The 15200-nt window shown below is 51.8% G+C and carries 10 protein-coding genes and 1 pseudogene; 1 reads left to right on the top strand and 10 read right to left on the bottom strand.

The window, feature by feature from the left end:
• Positions 1 to 285: 285 nt before the first annotated feature.
• The 4 genes from mukB to cmoM form a co-directional block, all read right to left on the bottom strand.
• A complete protein-coding gene (gene mukB, locus A7983_RS17550; protein ID WP_005967663.1) occupies positions 286 to 4725 on the bottom strand; it encodes a chromosome partition protein MukB in 4440 nt (1479 codons plus the stop codon).
• A 167-nt stretch (positions 4726 to 4892) separates the two neighbouring features.
• Complete coding sequence (mukE, locus tag A7983_RS17545) at positions 4893 to 5615, bottom strand: chromosome partition protein MukE (RefSeq protein WP_005967661.1); 723 nt, start codon at positions 5613 to 5615, stop codon at positions 4893 to 4895.
• A complete protein-coding gene (mukF, locus tag A7983_RS17540; RefSeq protein ID WP_005967659.1) occupies positions 5596 to 6921 on the bottom strand; it encodes a chromosome partition protein MukF in 1326 nt (441 codons plus the stop codon). Before mukF ends, mukE begins: the two co-directional genes overlap by 20 nt.
• On the bottom strand, positions 6918 to 7703 hold the full coding sequence (gene cmoM / locus A7983_RS17535) for a tRNA uridine 5-oxyacetic acid(34) methyltransferase CmoM (protein ID WP_005967657.1): 786 nt from the start codon (positions 7701 to 7703) through the stop codon (positions 6918 to 6920). Before cmoM ends, mukF begins: the two co-directional genes overlap by 4 nt.
• A 166-nt stretch (positions 7704 to 7869) precedes the next feature.
• Between cmoM and elyC the strand changes: the two genes are divergently transcribed.
• Positions 7870 to 8718, top strand: a complete 849-nt coding sequence (gene elyC, locus A7983_RS17530; RefSeq protein WP_005967655.1) for an envelope biogenesis factor ElyC — start codon at positions 7870 to 7872, stop codon at positions 8716 to 8718.
• Here elyC and A7983_RS17525 read toward each other — a convergent pair.
• From A7983_RS17525 to msbA, 6 genes and pseudogenes are all read right to left on the bottom strand, one after another.
• Positions 8670 to 9563, bottom strand: coding sequence for a YcbJ family phosphotransferase (locus A7983_RS17525; RefSeq protein ID WP_005967653.1), 894 nt, complete (start codon positions 9561 to 9563; stop codon positions 8670 to 8672). The two genes, elyC and A7983_RS17525, sit on opposite strands and share 49 nt — an antisense overlap.
• Positions 9564 to 9763: 200 nt before the next feature.
• Positions 9764 to 11076, bottom strand: a pseudogene (gene pelN, locus A7983_RS17520) (pectate lyase PelN).
• A gap of 299 nt (positions 11077 to 11375) precedes the next feature.
• A complete protein-coding gene (gene kdsB / locus A7983_RS17515) occupies positions 11376 to 12125 on the bottom strand; it encodes a 3-deoxy-manno-octulosonate cytidylyltransferase (protein WP_005967649.1) in 750 nt (249 codons plus the stop codon).
• Positions 12122 to 12304: a Trm112 family protein gene (locus A7983_RS17510; protein ID WP_005967647.1), complete on the bottom strand. Its 183-nt coding sequence runs from the start codon at positions 12302 to 12304 to the stop codon at positions 12122 to 12124. The genes kdsB and A7983_RS17510 overlap by 4 nt, the downstream gene beginning before the upstream one ends.
• A 113-nt stretch (positions 12305 to 12417) precedes the next feature.
• On the bottom strand, positions 12418 to 13419 hold the full coding sequence (gene lpxK / locus A7983_RS17505) for a tetraacyldisaccharide 4'-kinase (protein WP_005967643.1): 1002 nt from the start codon (positions 13417 to 13419) through the stop codon (positions 12418 to 12420).
• Positions 13416 to 15164: a lipid A ABC transporter ATP-binding protein/permease MsbA gene (gene msbA / locus A7983_RS17500; protein WP_039477386.1), complete on the bottom strand. Its 1749-nt coding sequence runs from the start codon at positions 15162 to 15164 to the stop codon at positions 13416 to 13418. Before msbA ends, lpxK begins: the two co-directional genes overlap by 4 nt.
• Between the last annotated feature and the right edge of the window lie 36 nt (positions 15165 to 15200).

Genomic DNA, 15200 nt, shown 5'->3' with positions numbered 1-15200 from the left:
CATTTTCCATTGTAAAAAACGATAACGCGTGAAATATGAACATTTTTTATATAGCGCCCGTTATTACGGTACGCAGCATTACAACGATCAACCGCAAATCCTTCAACGGCCAGCAATCGTCTTATCGTCAGTATATAAAGAGAAAAATATTTTTGCTTCTTCTTCTGATTATTATCTTACGCGTTTGATGAACCTATTCGCCATCAACATTCTCTTTACGTAAAAATAAAGCCGCTTAAAAAAGCGGCTTTATGATTATAGATAAAAATAACGGCAAGGTTATCGCTACGAAGCTTGTTCTTGCGTCTCTGGCGTTTCTGTTCCGAACCCACGCAACCCAACCACATGGACGTGCTCGTTGTTCTGGTAAACTTTACGCACCAGCTTATAGGTGGTTCCCTTCTCGGGGCTGATATTCTCTGGAGCCGCGATGACTAACTGCATTTCCAGCCGATCGCAGAGCTCGAATAGCGTGGCGATCGACTTGGCATCCAGACGCGCCGCCTCATCGAGGAAGAGTAGACGACACGGAATAATATCTTTGCCACGCAGACGCTTAGATTCTTCTTCCCAGCTCTGTACCACCATGACCAGAATCGACATCCCAGTACCAATCGCTTCCCCGGTAGACAGTGCCCCACTTTCCGCCCGCAGCCAACCATCCGCGCCACGGTTAACCTCAACTTCCATTTCAAGGTAGTTTCGGTAATCCAGCAGCTCTTCGCCGATAGTTTGTGGCGTGCGCTGCCCCATATCAATTTCAGGGTTCAGGCGTTGATACAGTTTTGCCAGCGCCTCCGAGAAGGTCAGACGATTGCTGTTAAACAGATCCTGGTGCATTTCCTGCTGTTCGGACAGCACATTGAGCAGCGTGGTATGCGTTTCACGCACGTTAACGTTGAGCCGAACGCTCTTCACCTGACCAAACGCGACCGCTTGCAGCCCTTGGTTCAGCATCCGAATACGGTTCTGCTCGCGCTGGATCGTTTTACGAATGATGTTTGCCACACTACGCGAGCTGATAGCCAGCATCTGTTCACGCGCCGTCAGCTCTTCCGTCAGACGGTTAAGCTCGATTTCCATCTGTTCAATCGCTTCTACCGGGTCATCGGTACGGATAATATCCTGACGGATACGCTCGCGCAGATGCTGGTAAACGGCAATGTAGAACTGGATCTTGCGTTCTGGTCGCTTCGGATCTTCCGAAAGCCGCAGCACATCACGCAGATGTTCGTTATCCGCCACCGCCAGACGCAGCGCTCCCAGCGCCTTATCCGACATGGAGCGCAGTTCATCACCTTCCATGTACGCCAGCTCACGGCGGTGCAGGCGACGCTCAACGCCATTGTCTTTCACCAAACGCATAACCGCGCACCAGCCAGCTTTCGCTGTGACAACCTGCTCACGCATCTGGTGGTAATCACGCTCCAGCTTGCGTAATTTCTTCTGCAAACTGTCCATTTCCGCTTCACAGAACGTAATCTGTTTTTCCAACTGATTACGCCGCGAGCGGTTGCTGCTTAATGCGGCATGCAGTTCATCACGGCGTTGGCGGGCACGCGCTTCGGCGTCGGCATCCGCACGCACCCCGATATCCTGCAGCTCCTGCGTCAGCTCCTTCAGCATGTCCTGCTTGGCGTCATAAGAACTTTTCAGCGATGCCTGAACCTGACTATATTGCGTCAGTTGTGTCTGATGCTGACGCAGTTGTTCACGTGCTTTTGCCCGTTCAGCCTCAGCCTGTTCCAGGCGCTGGCGCAGCTTGTCATTCAGACCAGCGTTTTCACCCAACATCCCGGCCGAGTCGGCATAGCTGAAGTGCGCACGGCGTTGCACAACCTCAGTCAGCGCAAATGCCTGCTGTTTTGCCTGCCGCTGCGCGTTCTGTGCTTGAGTATAATCTTCCTGTAACTGCTCATGCTGCTGTGGATCGCTTTGCAAGACAGAAATCAACGGTTCCAGCTTTGCCAGAGTTGCCCCGTGCTGTTGAATGAAACGGGCAGACTCTTCGGTTTCATCCAGTTCCGCGCGAATCTCTTCTACGCGATCCTGCAACGTCTCATCGCACAGCAGGCTAATACGCGGAATCAGTTTATTCAACTGCGCACTCGCCTCTTTTGCCTGCTCGTACTGCTGGCGCTGCTGCTGGTTCTCACCGTCAAAACTGGCCATCGACCGATCCAGTTCGCCACGACGGGAACTGAGCACACGAATTTCCGCTTCGGGGTCTTCATCGAAAACGACAGCCAGATGCGTACCGATGAATCGACTGAAAGACTGGTGCAAGCGCTGCGTTTTCTGCACATCAAATGACAGCGTCGCGTACTGCTCTGCCAGCGCTTCGCGCTCATCACGCAGGCCTTCCAGACGCATTTCCCGCGCGGCGCGACCAAACAGCGGCACATCAGGGAAGCGAGAATAACGCCACTGGCGCTCCGCGACTTTCACCACGACGGCGCGTTCCAGTTCGTCAACGGCAAACACGCTGTCATCAAACGACTGCGGATCGCCCTCGATCAGATACAAATCTTCTGGACAGTCTTCCAGACCGGCAAGCTGATCGCGAACCAGAGAAAGATCGGGCACCACTATCGCATGGCGTGACGGGCCATAAAGCGCCGAGAAGTACGGCGCATCATCCAGCGTTACATCATCATAAATTTCAGATAGCAGCACACCACCAAAACGTTCCGCCAGCGCGTTCAGGCGCGGGTCTTCTGAGCCGCCGGGCTGGCTGAGCCGCTCAACCTGCGCTTCGATTTGACGTTTGCGGGCGGCGATATCATCGCGCTCAACCGTCGCTTCACGTTCACGCTCCAGCAGTTGCTGCATGAAGGCCGTCACCTGACGGCTATCTTCAAACGTTTCGCCGCTTTGCTCGCTCAGTTGCGTCAACATTTCCTGTGCGGCCAGCCAGATTGGCGCACGCGTCGTCAGCTTCTGAATTCGCTGCTGGGTTTGCTCAAGCTCCTGACGCAATGCCATGCGGCGTTCACCGGCTTCCGCTACCAGCGATGACAGCGTGTCGATGCGGGCATCCAGTTCTTGCTGGAGTAATTCCAGTTCTTCCGGTTGATAATCCTGACCGTTGCGCTTGCTGAAATCCTGCAATAACCGCTCGGCATCCTGCTGCTCACGCAGGCGCTGCTCCAATTCAGACAAACGCATCCGTAGCGGCTGTACCCGTTCCGCCTGATAGCGTTGTGAAGCGCTATCGCGCAACAGGTCGCGCGCGACCTGCCAGGCCTCGTTGCGATTGACCGCACCAGCAATTTTACTCACTAACTGATAGGCTTGTTCAAACTGACCGTGCGCCGCATCTGCCACGCTCAGCTTCTGCTCCAGCATCAGCAGAATTTCTGTCGCTTCCTGCTCTTTCGCGTGATAGCTGTCCAGCCACTCATCTGCGTTATCTGCCGTGAGATCCGGTAGCTGGCACAGCATGCGGGCACGTTCCAATGCTTGCTGCGCCTGTTGATACTGAATGGCCCGCGTTTGCTGTACATCCAGCGCCTGCTGATAATCGGCAAGCTGACTTTTCAGCTCATCCACTTCCAATTCGGCAGCATCAGCACGTTCTTCGTTTCCCGCCTGCTGTTCTCGCGCTTCTTCTACCACCTCGTTCTGTTCTTCGAGGCGATAGCTCAATTCTTCCAGATCGGCGTTATAGCGCTCGATTTTTTCCTGCTGGCGCATCGCGGTCTGCACCAGATTCAGGTGATCGCTGGCTGCCTGATAATCCGTTTCCAGATCGCCTTCGGCCCCGTTCTGTTCCGCCAGTTCCCGCGCCATTTCCACATGGCGATATTGCTCGCTCGATAGTTGCTTACGGCTGGAGAACAGGTCACGGCGCAGTTCCAGCGCGCCATCCAGGTGAATGCGGCGCTCATTGGCGTGCCGCATGTAGTCAGCGGCAACATAGGAAGTTGCTTCGGAAATCAGGTGCTTGAACAGATCGCGATCGGACTGGGTAACGCGAATCGCTTCCAGCGTCATGCGGTTTTCACGCAGCGCCGCTTCCATATCCTGAAACGCTTTACGCACGCCGCTGTTTTCCGGCAGCAGATAGTCACGCAGCGAGCGGGTAATCGCGCTGGAAATACCGCCATATAGCGAGGCTTCAATCAGGCGATAAAACTTGCTGCGATCGGAAGCAGAACGCAGGCGCCTAGGCACCACGCCCAAATCAAACATCAGCGAATGATAATCGGTGATGGAGTTAAATTGCTTGAACTGAACACCTTCCATCTCCTCGACGCGCTCTTTCAGCTCTTGTAACGAGAGCACACGCGCCTGACGATCGCCGACAATCTGCGTCAGAATTTGCGTCGGCTGAATAGCCGTCGGCAATCCTTGGATGGTGAAAGGCTTGATATCGACTTTACGATCGCGCCCCGCAACCTGCTGGAGACGAACCCCAACCAGCACGCGCTGATGACGCGAGTTAACGACATCCAGCGTAGAGTAGCAGACGCCAGCGCGCAATTTACCGTGCAGGCCTTTATCGCGTGAACCGCTGGTGGCACCCGCTTCGGTGGTGTTTCTGAAGTGCAGTAACGTCAGGTCAGGGATCAGCGCCGTAATAAAGGCGGCCATCGTGGTGGATTTCCCGGCACCGTTACCGCCAGATAGCGTAGTAACCAGTTCATCCAAATCGAAGGTGCGGGCGAAAAAGCCGTTCCAGTTGACCAGCGTTAGTGAGCGAAATTTACCGCGTTCAATCATTCCTGTTCATCCTCAACACTGAGAGCCCATCCCAGTAGGCGTTATTGGTGCAGTCAGTTTGGACACGGACAGCGCGCAGAAACCGGAGCGTACACGTAGTACGTGAGGATTTCGAGCACTGCCCAGGTTCAAAATGGCAAATGAAATAGCTCTAATGGGATAAGCTCTTATTCATCCTCGCCCGTTTCTGGCGCGATATCATCGGTGCGATCGTTATCGTCGCTGTCATCTTTCAGCGACAAACTACCTTCAACAGGCATCGCTTCACCATCGCGAATCATGCGGAGCTGCGCTTCGCGGGCATCATCGCCGCTGCGCACATCTGCCCCAAAGCGAAACACCGATTCGGTAATTCTGAATTTGCTGCTGTCATTGCCCATAAAGTAGATCATGCCTAGCCGACGTAAACGGTTAAGCGAGGTTCTGACTTTTTCCTGCAACTTTTGGCGATCCAGATCGGAACCGGTGGAACGCTGGTTAACCAGCTTCAGCAGCTTGCTTTCATCGGCCAGACTCAGCAACTCTTCATAAAGCTCCTGCTGGCTGAAAATACCTTCGTGCGCCAGGCGTTCAGGGCTCAGATAGAGATAACAGAGGATTTTCCCTACCATCATATCCAACTCAGATAGCACCGAGCGGGGGATCAGCGTGGTAGAGCGCGGACGCAGATAGAAAAATCCTTCCGGCGCGCGGATCAGTTCCACGTTGTAACGGCTGTAGAACTCCTCCAACACTTCCTGAAAATCCATCAAAAACACATGGTTTTCCAGTTCTTCAATACCAATATGGCGACCGGCGCGCAATTGGCTGTCCAGCGCAGGAAAGAGGTTATTCGACAGCGCGGTTGCCAGCTTTACTGGCATAAATTGTTCAATATTTGTCGATGACATGGGCCTGCACCTTGGCTCCGTAATCATTGATTGCCTGCCACAGTGCTGGCAATCCGGAGAAATCTGTTTCGGCTACGCCCAGACGTACTGCCTGGTCGACCACGATTCGGGCAACATCAAAATGCCGCGAGCGAGGATGCTGCGTGAGGTATTCACGCATCACTTCACTCAAATCCAGCGGAATCTGTTGCGCTTTATATTTATGCAGCGCCTGCTCGACCAGCGCGATTAACTGCTCGCGCATTTCACTAAACTCTTCGTATTCCAGTTCCGGTGGCAGTTCACCGGTCACTTCTTCACTACGCAGCGTCAGCTCTTCATCACGCATATCCAACAGGCGATCCGCGTTGGCGAACGTCAACGCCCAAGGGCTATCGAAATAGCTCTGCACCGATTGACGCAGGCGCTGGGCAAAGACGCGGTTTTTATCCATATCAATCGCAGTACGGATAAACTTGTGTACGTGGCGGTCGTAACCAATCCACAGATCTATCGTCTGCTGTCCCCAGCTCACAATACGATCGAGTTTGTTTTGCAGATCAAACACCAGCTTGTCGACAAGCTCCAGATTATGCGGGTTATTCATGATCGCATCCTGAATGCTCAACAGGCTCGTCTGCAATTTGTCGCCTGCAGCTTCAAGCGTATCCTGCAATTCGCGCAGCGTAGATGACGTTTCTGTCAGCAGTTGTTCACAACTACTGATCGCCGCTCGCCAGTCCTGGTTTAACAGCGCCGCGATATCATCTTTAACCCCCTGCTGCTGCTCATCCATCACCCGCTGCGACAGATCGATACTGTCAAAGATTTCAGCTACGGAATATTTCAGCGGTGCAAACACATTGCGGTGCCAGTGAAACTCATCGCCATCCTCTTCCGCCGCATCAGCCGCGCGACTGAGTTCTTGCGCCACAATAGAAAGCTGCATCGAAAGCCGCAGCGTTGAGAACTCACGCTGCCGGATGTAATAATCAGTGATGCCGATCCCCAGCGGCGTCAGACGATAAATCGCATTGCCTTCAGCCTGTTCGCTGGTAAAGCGATTAAGCAACCGCTGACGCACCAGATCGTTAATCGCGTTATTGGCGCGGACGGTAACGGTTTCGTTCGTCTGATCAAATCCCTGACTCACATGGCGGAAGGCATCAATCAGTTCACCTTCACTCATTTCACCATCCATACGTTCGCCATTAAGCGTCGCGACCGCCATCAAAAACGCCAGGCGTTCAGTGGGGAGGGAAATGGAGAAATCATTTTTTCGTGCCCAGGCGACCAGTTCGGGTACAGTCTGGGAAAAATCACTCATAATGCATCCTTCAAATGGGGTTTATGCGCCATGACATGGATATAACGGCCCAAACTCACAAACGGTTCTTGTCGGCAATACCGCTGTTCAAGCTCCAGAATGTCGGCAAACTTATCAATTTGCTGCTGCTTATTCTGCAAGTAGTCATGAAACACCCGCACACCGGTTTTTCCGCTGATGGTCAGCCCCATCTCATCAAGCCAGCCGTACACCTCTTGCGGATCCAGCGGATGGTCTGGCGATAGCGTGCGCCGTTTTTTCTTCAGCATGCCGGCCTGCACATAATCGAAGTTGCCCAGTACCATGTTACGCATCAACAGCCCGTGACGATTATAAAACATCAAAGACAGCGCACCGCCCGGCGACAGGCAATCATACAATATTTTCAGTGCCTGCTGCGGTTGCGCGACCCACTCCAGCACCGCGTGGAACAATATCAGATCGGCGGGGCTTTCCATATATTGCGCAATATCCTGTGCGGCACACTGCACAAAACGTATATTATCGGCGACGCCCTGCGCCGCCGCCGCGTTTTTGGCGCGCTGAATCATCTCATCGGAAACATCACACAACAATACCTGATGTCCTAAAGCCGCCAGACGGCAGGCCATCTGCCCTTCACCGCCACCAGCATCAAGGATACGCAAAGGCCGGGCCGGAAGCTGGGCCAAAAGACCGTCAAGATCCTGCCACAATACCGCCTGCCGAAGTCTCCCCTTCGTGGTGCCATAAATATTCTGAGAAAATTTTTCGGCGATATCGTTAAAATTGCGATCCTGCATCAGTCATTGTTCCGCATCATATAAACGGGGATAGCTCGTGCAGCTCGTGTCTGCGCGATGCATTTTTCCAGCCTGCCATTTTGGCACAGGCTGGCTTAGAATAAATGGCCTTACCGCATGATATCTTCCCAAATGCGTTTTTTTCACTCAAAAGGAGTGCAATTTTATGCTTTTCACACTCAAAAAGTTCGTCGGTGGCCTTCTGCAACCTCTGCCATTGCTATTACTTTTGATGGGTGTTGGCCTGTTGCTACTCTGGTTTACCCAGCGGCAGCGCACGGGGAAAACGATGATATTAGCCAGTTGGCTGATGCTTATTCTCCTCAGCCTGCAACCTGTTGCCGATCGGCTGTTGTTACCACTGGAATCACAGTACCCAACCTGGCGACAAACGCCACAAGCGGATAACGCCGCCTATATTGTCGTATTAGGCGGGGGCTATACCTATAACGTAGAATGGGCACCCAGTTCTAATCTCATTAGCAACAGCCTCCCGCGCGTCACGGAAGGCGTTCGTCTTTATCATGCCAACCCCGGCGCAAAATTGATTTTTACGGGTGGAGCAGCGCAAAGTAACCCTGTCAGCAGCGCGAAAACCGCGGCGCTGGTGGCAGAGAGTCTGGGCATTCCCCAGCAGGATATCGTCATTCTGGATACACCGAGAGATACGGAAGAAGAAGCGGCAGCCACCGCTAAGATTGTTGGCGATCGCCCTTTCTTGCTGGTAACTTCGGCCAACCACCTGCCTCGCGCCATGCGGTTTTTTCAAGCTCAGGGGCTAGCGCCGATTCCGGCTCCGGCAAATCAGATGGCCATCACGTCCGCGCTCAACCCGTGGGAAAAGGTATTCCCTTCCGCTTACTATCTATCGCACAGCGAGCGCGCTTGGTACGAAACACTCGGCCGTCTCTGGCAGTCACTAAAGGGAACGTCAACAACACCTCATGACGCCGAACAACCACAGGCTCACACCAGCCAAGGGGAGAGTTCGCGGGAGGCCACATCAAATAGCTGACGGTCTAGCTGTCCCGTATGGATATAACGGGATACCGCTTCCCAAATCACATACAGCCAGCGCCGGTAGACGAAAGATTCAGATACCGGTGCCTGTTTCAGGTAATGATAAAGCAGTTGTTCTGGCATGCCAGACTCGCAAAGCCGGAAGAGTTCATACTCTCTGGGTGCCCACAACATCATCCCCGGATTAATCATCGCTAATAGCTGATCGCTACGCGCATCCTTCAACATACTGCGTAGCGACAGGTTACCGTGCACCAATACACAGTTATCGTCAAAATCCTCAAACAACCCCCTCAGGCACTGGCGAGAGCGATAAAGCACGGTACGATCCTGCTGTGTGAGTTGTGGCGCATTGACATTAAGCAACGTAGACCACAAGACTTCCAGACGCTGTTGATACCAACTGAACCAATCGTTGTCCTGCGTGCTATCGACAGAACCGACACAACCATGGCTGTCAATTCGGTGCCAGGCCAATACGTTTTCAACAATTTGGTCCATCAGCAGCGTCCAGCGCTGGCCGTTTCTTGGTGGCGCTTCCACCGACACGCCGCGCAAGCGCTCAATCAGCAACAGTTCTCGATAAGGTTGCTGTTGCGTCAGTACCAACCCATAGACGGTTGGCAGACGGGCATCACCTTCACGCGCCAGCATCGAGAGTTTATAGGCTTCCTGTTGTGCCACGCCCTGACAAACATAACTTTTAGCCAACAAAGGAATGGCGTTGCCTTCTTTGTCATACAAGGCATACAGATCCGCATAAGGCTGTTCGCTTATGCGCTCAAGCCGGCTGAGGCTTTCCCCCAAAACCGTACTGAGTTCTGATTTCAACTGTTCCATAAATGGCTATACCTCAGTTGAGCCAAATAGCTCCATTTACCATGATGCGGCGGGCAGATGACAAATACTTCAACGCAGATCAAATAAACGGGGATCAATGACGGCAAGGAGCGCGCCCTACCGACGTTATTGCAGCAATATTCCCTGCTGGGCTGCAGGGAATATTGCGAGTGACAGGCTAGTGTACTAACGCCCCAACATTACTCACGTTCAAAGGCACCCAAATCTGGCGCTGATCCTTTATAAGGCAGTTTGACATCCCCCCCTTGTTGATTAGCGCGCTCCTCGACGCAAGACGCAGGCTCTTCAGTACAGGCAAACTGCCATCCGCCTGACGCGGCGCATCCCATCCAGTTACGGAAACACTCTCGAAGTCAGCATCCGATACCGCAATTTTCAGATCCCACGAGTTATAGCGCATGTTCGCTCCATCGGAGAACGACAAGTCTTTACCGCCGTGAGACACGTTATTGCGCAGCGTACCCAGCCCAACCGCTTTTCCATTTGCATCAATGCCGCGGATATTAAAGTTAGGATTATTTTTATAACCGGTGTTATTGAAGAAATCGTTCGCTACCGGATGGTGATTAGCATAAAAACCGGCTGCCTTATTTAGAAACGCAACCGAGTTACGCACGGTATGTTTCACCGCATTTGCCACATAAACGCCACCGTAGCCACCGATTTTAAAACCATTACCGTTACCCGCAGCCAGGGATTGTGTTGTGCCCGGTAAATAACCGTGCGACCAAGCCCAAGAGTTTTCAATCAATACCGGAGAATAGGCATTAATTAAATCGAAACCATCATCCGAGTTTGCCCACGCCCGGCAACCACGGAAAATATTACCAGGTTGATTAGCAGGGATGTGCGCACCAAAACCATCTCCACTTTGACCTGCACCATTAGATGTCAGTGGATCATAATTATGGTGAGAGTCGCTATTCAATACCAGGTTATTTCCCCCGCGCTGGATGAACAGGCCGGTTCCCATAATATGGTGAATATTCAATTGTTCGAATATATTATTACTCCCCCTGTTCCATACTCCCCAGGATTCATGGTTAAGGTTATTACGTTGTGGAACACCCGTTATTTCCAACCCTTTAACGGAAACCCAATCTGCAACAACATTGAACCCTTTGACCCGGCAATCATCCTGCATCTGGCTGAAATCAAAAATCGGCACTTCTCCGCTAGACGCCCAATACTCAATGCGCTTACCTTCAGTGCCGCTCTTACTCAGTGTGATCGCATTCACGACGTCAGTGCGAGTAGCACAGACGTTCAGTCCCTTAGTGAACACGTATTTACCGCCACGGATCCACAAACGGTCACCGGGATTTAATGTTTTCTGTGCACGATCGATCGTTTTCCAGGGAGAATTTTTACTGCCGTTATTCGCATCATTGCCGTTGGAGGCCATGTAATAAACCGCAGCACTGCTACTCGCTGCCGCGCCCATTAACATACCGCCGAGGAAAACTTTTGCAATATAATGTTTAGCATTCATATTATTACCATCCTTAGCTGAAATAAATAAAACGCCATGCAAGAACATGGCGAGTTGATAGTAGCATTTAAATATGAAAATAAAAGTTCTGCTCGCGGCACATAAATTAAAAAAGGAAATGAACCATTTCGATGAATAAAGAGGTGCCGTGTAATTTAAGAGTTTTTAAGAATGTTTATCTAAATAAGTGCTAAATAACTTAAAAAATAAAATGTCATATGAAGAAAAACTTCATGGAGAAAATCTATTCAGTAAAAATAGACTCCCCATGAAGTAAGAGGTCAGAGCGATAGGTTTGATTAACTCGCCATGATTTGTCGCACGCGGGCTAGATCTTCTGGCGTATCCACACCAACACTAGGAACGGCTTTAGCGACCGCAACATGGACCTTCTCTCCGTACCACAACACGCGCAGTTGCTCCAACAATTCGATTTGCTCCAGTTGGCTTGGAGCCCAAGTGACATAACGTCGCACAAATCCCGCACGGTAAGCATAAATGCCGATATGACGCAGGAAATGATCGCCAATGGTTTCCTTCGACTGAGCAAAACGCTCCCTGTCCCAAGGAATTGTCGCACGGGAAAAATACAGTGCGTATCCCTCGGCGTCGGTAACCACTTTCACTGCATTTGGATTGAACGCTTCTTCGCTGGTTTCAATCGGCACCGCCAGCGTTGCCATTCCCGCTTTACTCGCTGCGAGGTTCTCCGCCACTTGGCGAATAATAATGGAAGGAATGAGTGGCTCATCACCCTGAACGTTAACGATAATATCATCATCGGTAAAACCGTACCGTTCAATGACTTCAGCCAGACGCTCTGTGCCAGAATTATGATCGGCGCGGGTCAGACACACCTCGCCACCAGCTTGTCGCACGGCAACCTCAACGTCAGGATGATCGGTAGCCACTATAACGCGCTGCGCACCCGATTCCAGCGCCCGTTCCATCACATGGACGACCATCGGTTTACCGTTGATGTCCGCCAGCGGTTTCCCCGGCAGTCGACTTGATGCAAAACGAGCAGGGATGATCACAGTAAAAGTCATTGTGTTATCTCGTCAGCCCCAAGTTTACGCGCTTCGTTTTCCAGCAGCACGGGGATACCATCACGGACTGGATAGGCCAAACCATCGACCTTGCATATCAATTCCAGTTTCTCTTTATTAAAGTACAGCCGACCATTACAAACAGGACAGGCAACAATCTCAAGTAAACGGTGATCCATGCTTCCTCCATCTTTGGCCGATCGATGACCGACATTTTCTTTATCGCTATAGCAGCGATCTAATAAGGTGTGATACCAACTGGGGATAGTTAAAACTGTGGCACCAGATCGATTTACGTTTTGTCGCCAACATCCCGATTAATCACGTTTTCCAGTTTATCAAGTAATTGTGTGCCGTGAGGCTCAGCGAGCACGGCATCGACGGGCAAATACCACCAGTTATCCTTCGCGAACGCCCTGCATTTTACGGCATCTTTTTCCGTCATCAGCAGCGGCTGCGCCGCATCTTGGGTCAACGATTCAAGCTGTGCTGGCTGGTACGATTGATGGTCGGCAAAAGCAACTTCGCGCGCAATACTGACGCCCGCATCACGCAACGTCGCAAAAAAACGCGGGGGATGTCCGATACCCGCCATCGCAACCACATCATGTAACAGGCTAAGCGAGCGGGATTCGCCTGACAGTAAATTAACGGCCATACTCGCCGTTAACGTCATCCCCATCTCGCCTGTTCGCGGAGTACCTCCGTTAACAATGACGGCATCCACCGATGCCAGGCGGTATTCTCTTTCCCGCATTGGGCCAGCGGGTAGCCACCAACCGTTACCAAAACGCCGCACCCCGTCAATCACAACCAGTTCAATATCTCTTGCCAACGCATAGTGCTGTAACCCATCGTCGGTGATCACCACATCTAGCGAGTTCCGGGCCAATAATGCGCTTACGGCATCCCGACGACGGGGAGAAACCGCAACAGGCGCACCGGTACGTTGGAAAATCAACACGGGCTCATCGCCTGCCTGCATCGTTGTCACCGACGCATCCAGCAGCAGTGGGTAACGTTCAGCCTTTCCCCCATAGCCGCGGGACACCACACCTACGCGATATCCCTTGCGTTGCAATTGCTCGACAAGCCAAATGACTACCGGTGTTTTCCCATTACCGCCTGCCGTCAAATTCCCCACCACCACCACGGGTACGGGGGAGCGCCAGCGTTTCCGCCACCCTAATCGATAGCTCTGGCGGATCAGAAAAGTGATAAATCCGTATAACCACGCAAGCGGCAGCAGCAGCCAATAGAGCCGCGACTGTCCCGACCAAATACGCTCAATCATTCGCCAAACTGCATTCTATGTAACTGTGCATAGGCTCCGTTTGTCGCCAACAACGCAGCATGACTACCACGCTCAATGATTCTGCCATCTTCAACTACCAGAATTTCATCTGCCTTTTCAATCGTGGAAAGACGGTGCGCAATCACCAACGCAGTACGATCTTTCTGCAATTCATCTAATGCAGCCTGGATCGCACGTTCGGATTCGGTGTCCAACGCCGACGTGGCTTCATCCAATATCAGGATCGGGCTATCGCGCAGTAACGCACGGGCAATCGCAATACGCTGGCGCTGACCGCCAGAGAGCATCACGCCATTTTCACCAATAATCGTGTCCAGACCATGTTCCATCTTATTGATGAAGTCCATCGCATACGCCATTTTTGCCGCACGCTCGATTTCCTCACGGCTATAGTGTTCATTGCGGGCATAGGCAATGTTATTCGCTATCGTATCGTTAAATAAATGCACATTCTGAGAAACCAAGGCCACCTGATTACGCAAAGAAGATAGGTTATATTCACGCAAATCATGGCCATCAAGCAGAATTTCACCTGATTGAATATCGTAAAAACGCGTGATCAAACTGGCAATCGTCGATTTACCGGAACCAGAGCGGCCAACCAATGCCACCGTTTTCCCAACGGGGATATGCAGATTGATATTCTTCAGCGCCAGATTTTCTCTTGCCGGATAAGCAAAATTCACCTGACGGAATTCGAGTTCACCTTTCGCACGTTCGATTTCCAGTTTACCCGTGTCACGTTCTTGTTCCATGTCCAGAATAGCGAACAGCGTCTGGCATGCGGCCATACCGCGCTGGAATTGCGCATTCACGTTAGTCAGTGATTTTAACGGACGCATCAGCGCAATCATGGAAGAGAACACCACCGTGATCGTCCCGGCAGTCAACGTCTCCATCACGCTGGGGAAACTGGCTGCATACAGGACAAACGCCAGCGCCAGTGACGCGATCAACTGGATGATAGGGTCGGAAATTGAAGACGCGGATACCATCTTCATGCCCTGCTGACGCATCCGGTTACTAACCTGATCGAAACGCTTGGTTTCAACTTCCTGACCGCCAAACATCAGCACTTCTTTATGCCCTTTAAGCATTTGCTCCGTGCTGGTGGTGACGTGCCCCATTGTATCCTGCATGTTTTTACTGATACTGCGGAACCGTTTGGACACCATGCGCATAGCGATTGACACAATCGGCGCAATTACGATCAGGATGATGGACAGTTGCCAACTGTAGTAGAACATCAGAATGAACAGGCCAATGATCGATGCCCCTTCTCTGACGACGGTAATCAATGCGCCAGATGATGAAGACGCAACCTGCTCAGAATCATAGGTGATACGTGATAACAGTGTCCCGGTTGACTGCTGGTCGAAAAACGCTACCGGCATCCCCATGATGTGGGAAAAAAGGCGACGGCGCATATTCATGACTACTTTGCCGGAAACCCAGGAAACGCAGTAGCTGGAGACAAAACCTGATACCCCCCTCACTATCATCAATCCAATAACGACCAGAGGCATCCAGAGCAATACGGAACGCTCCGCCTTACCGAATCCGTCATCCAGCAAGGGTTTAAGCAGAGAGAGCATTAAAGTATCGCCAGCTGCATTAATAATGAGTGCGATTGCAGCAGCAGCAAGCCCTGCCTTAAAAGGAGAGATCATCGGCCATAGGCGGCGAAAGGTCTGCCAAGTGGAGAGATCTTTATCATTCAGCATGTAGTGAACCTGAATCGGGAATAAATAGCCGACCAT

This window comes from Pectobacterium wasabiae CFBP 3304 (genome assembly GCF_001742185.1).
Lineage (GTDB): Bacteria > Pseudomonadota > Gammaproteobacteria > Enterobacterales > Enterobacteriaceae > Pectobacterium > Pectobacterium wasabiae.
This window is presented reverse-complemented; position numbering and strand designations above follow the sequence as displayed.

What these genes read in the sequence shown, in the direction of transcription:
- mukB (WP_005967663.1), bottom strand. Translation starts at nt 4,725, where the DNA reads ATGATTGAACGCGGTAAATTTCGCTCACTAACGCTGGTCAACTGGAAC.
- mukE (WP_005967661.1), bottom strand. Translation starts at nt 5,615, where the DNA reads ATGTCATCGACAAATATTGAACAATTTATGCCAGTAAAGCTGGCAACC.
- mukF (WP_005967659.1), bottom strand. Translation starts at nt 6,921, where the DNA reads ATGAGTGATTTTTCCCAGACTGTACCCGAACTGGTCGCCTGGGCACGA.
- cmoM (WP_005967657.1), bottom strand. Translation starts at nt 7,703, where the DNA reads ATGCAGGATCGCAATTTTAACGATATCGCCGAAAAATTTTCTCAGAAT.
- elyC (WP_005967655.1), top strand. Translation starts at nt 7,870, where the DNA reads ATGCTTTTCACACTCAAAAAGTTCGTCGGTGGCCTTCTGCAACCTCTG.
- A7983_RS17525 (WP_005967653.1), bottom strand. Translation starts at nt 9,563, where the DNA reads ATGGAACAGTTGAAATCAGAACTCAGTACGGTTTTGGGGGAAAGCCTC.
- kdsB (WP_005967649.1), bottom strand. Translation starts at nt 12,125, where the DNA reads ATGACTTTTACTGTGATCATCCCTGCTCGTTTTGCATCAAGTCGACTG.
- A7983_RS17510 (WP_005967647.1), bottom strand. Translation starts at nt 12,304, where the DNA reads ATGGATCACCGTTTACTTGAGATTGTTGCCTGTCCTGTTTGTAATGGT.
- lpxK (WP_005967643.1), bottom strand. Translation starts at nt 13,419, where the DNA reads ATGATTGAGCGTATTTGGTCGGGACAGTCGCGGCTCTATTGGCTGCTG.
- msbA (WP_039477386.1), bottom strand. Translation starts at nt 15,164, where the DNA reads ATGCTGAATGATAAAGATCTCTCCACTTGGCAGACCTTTCGCCGCCTA.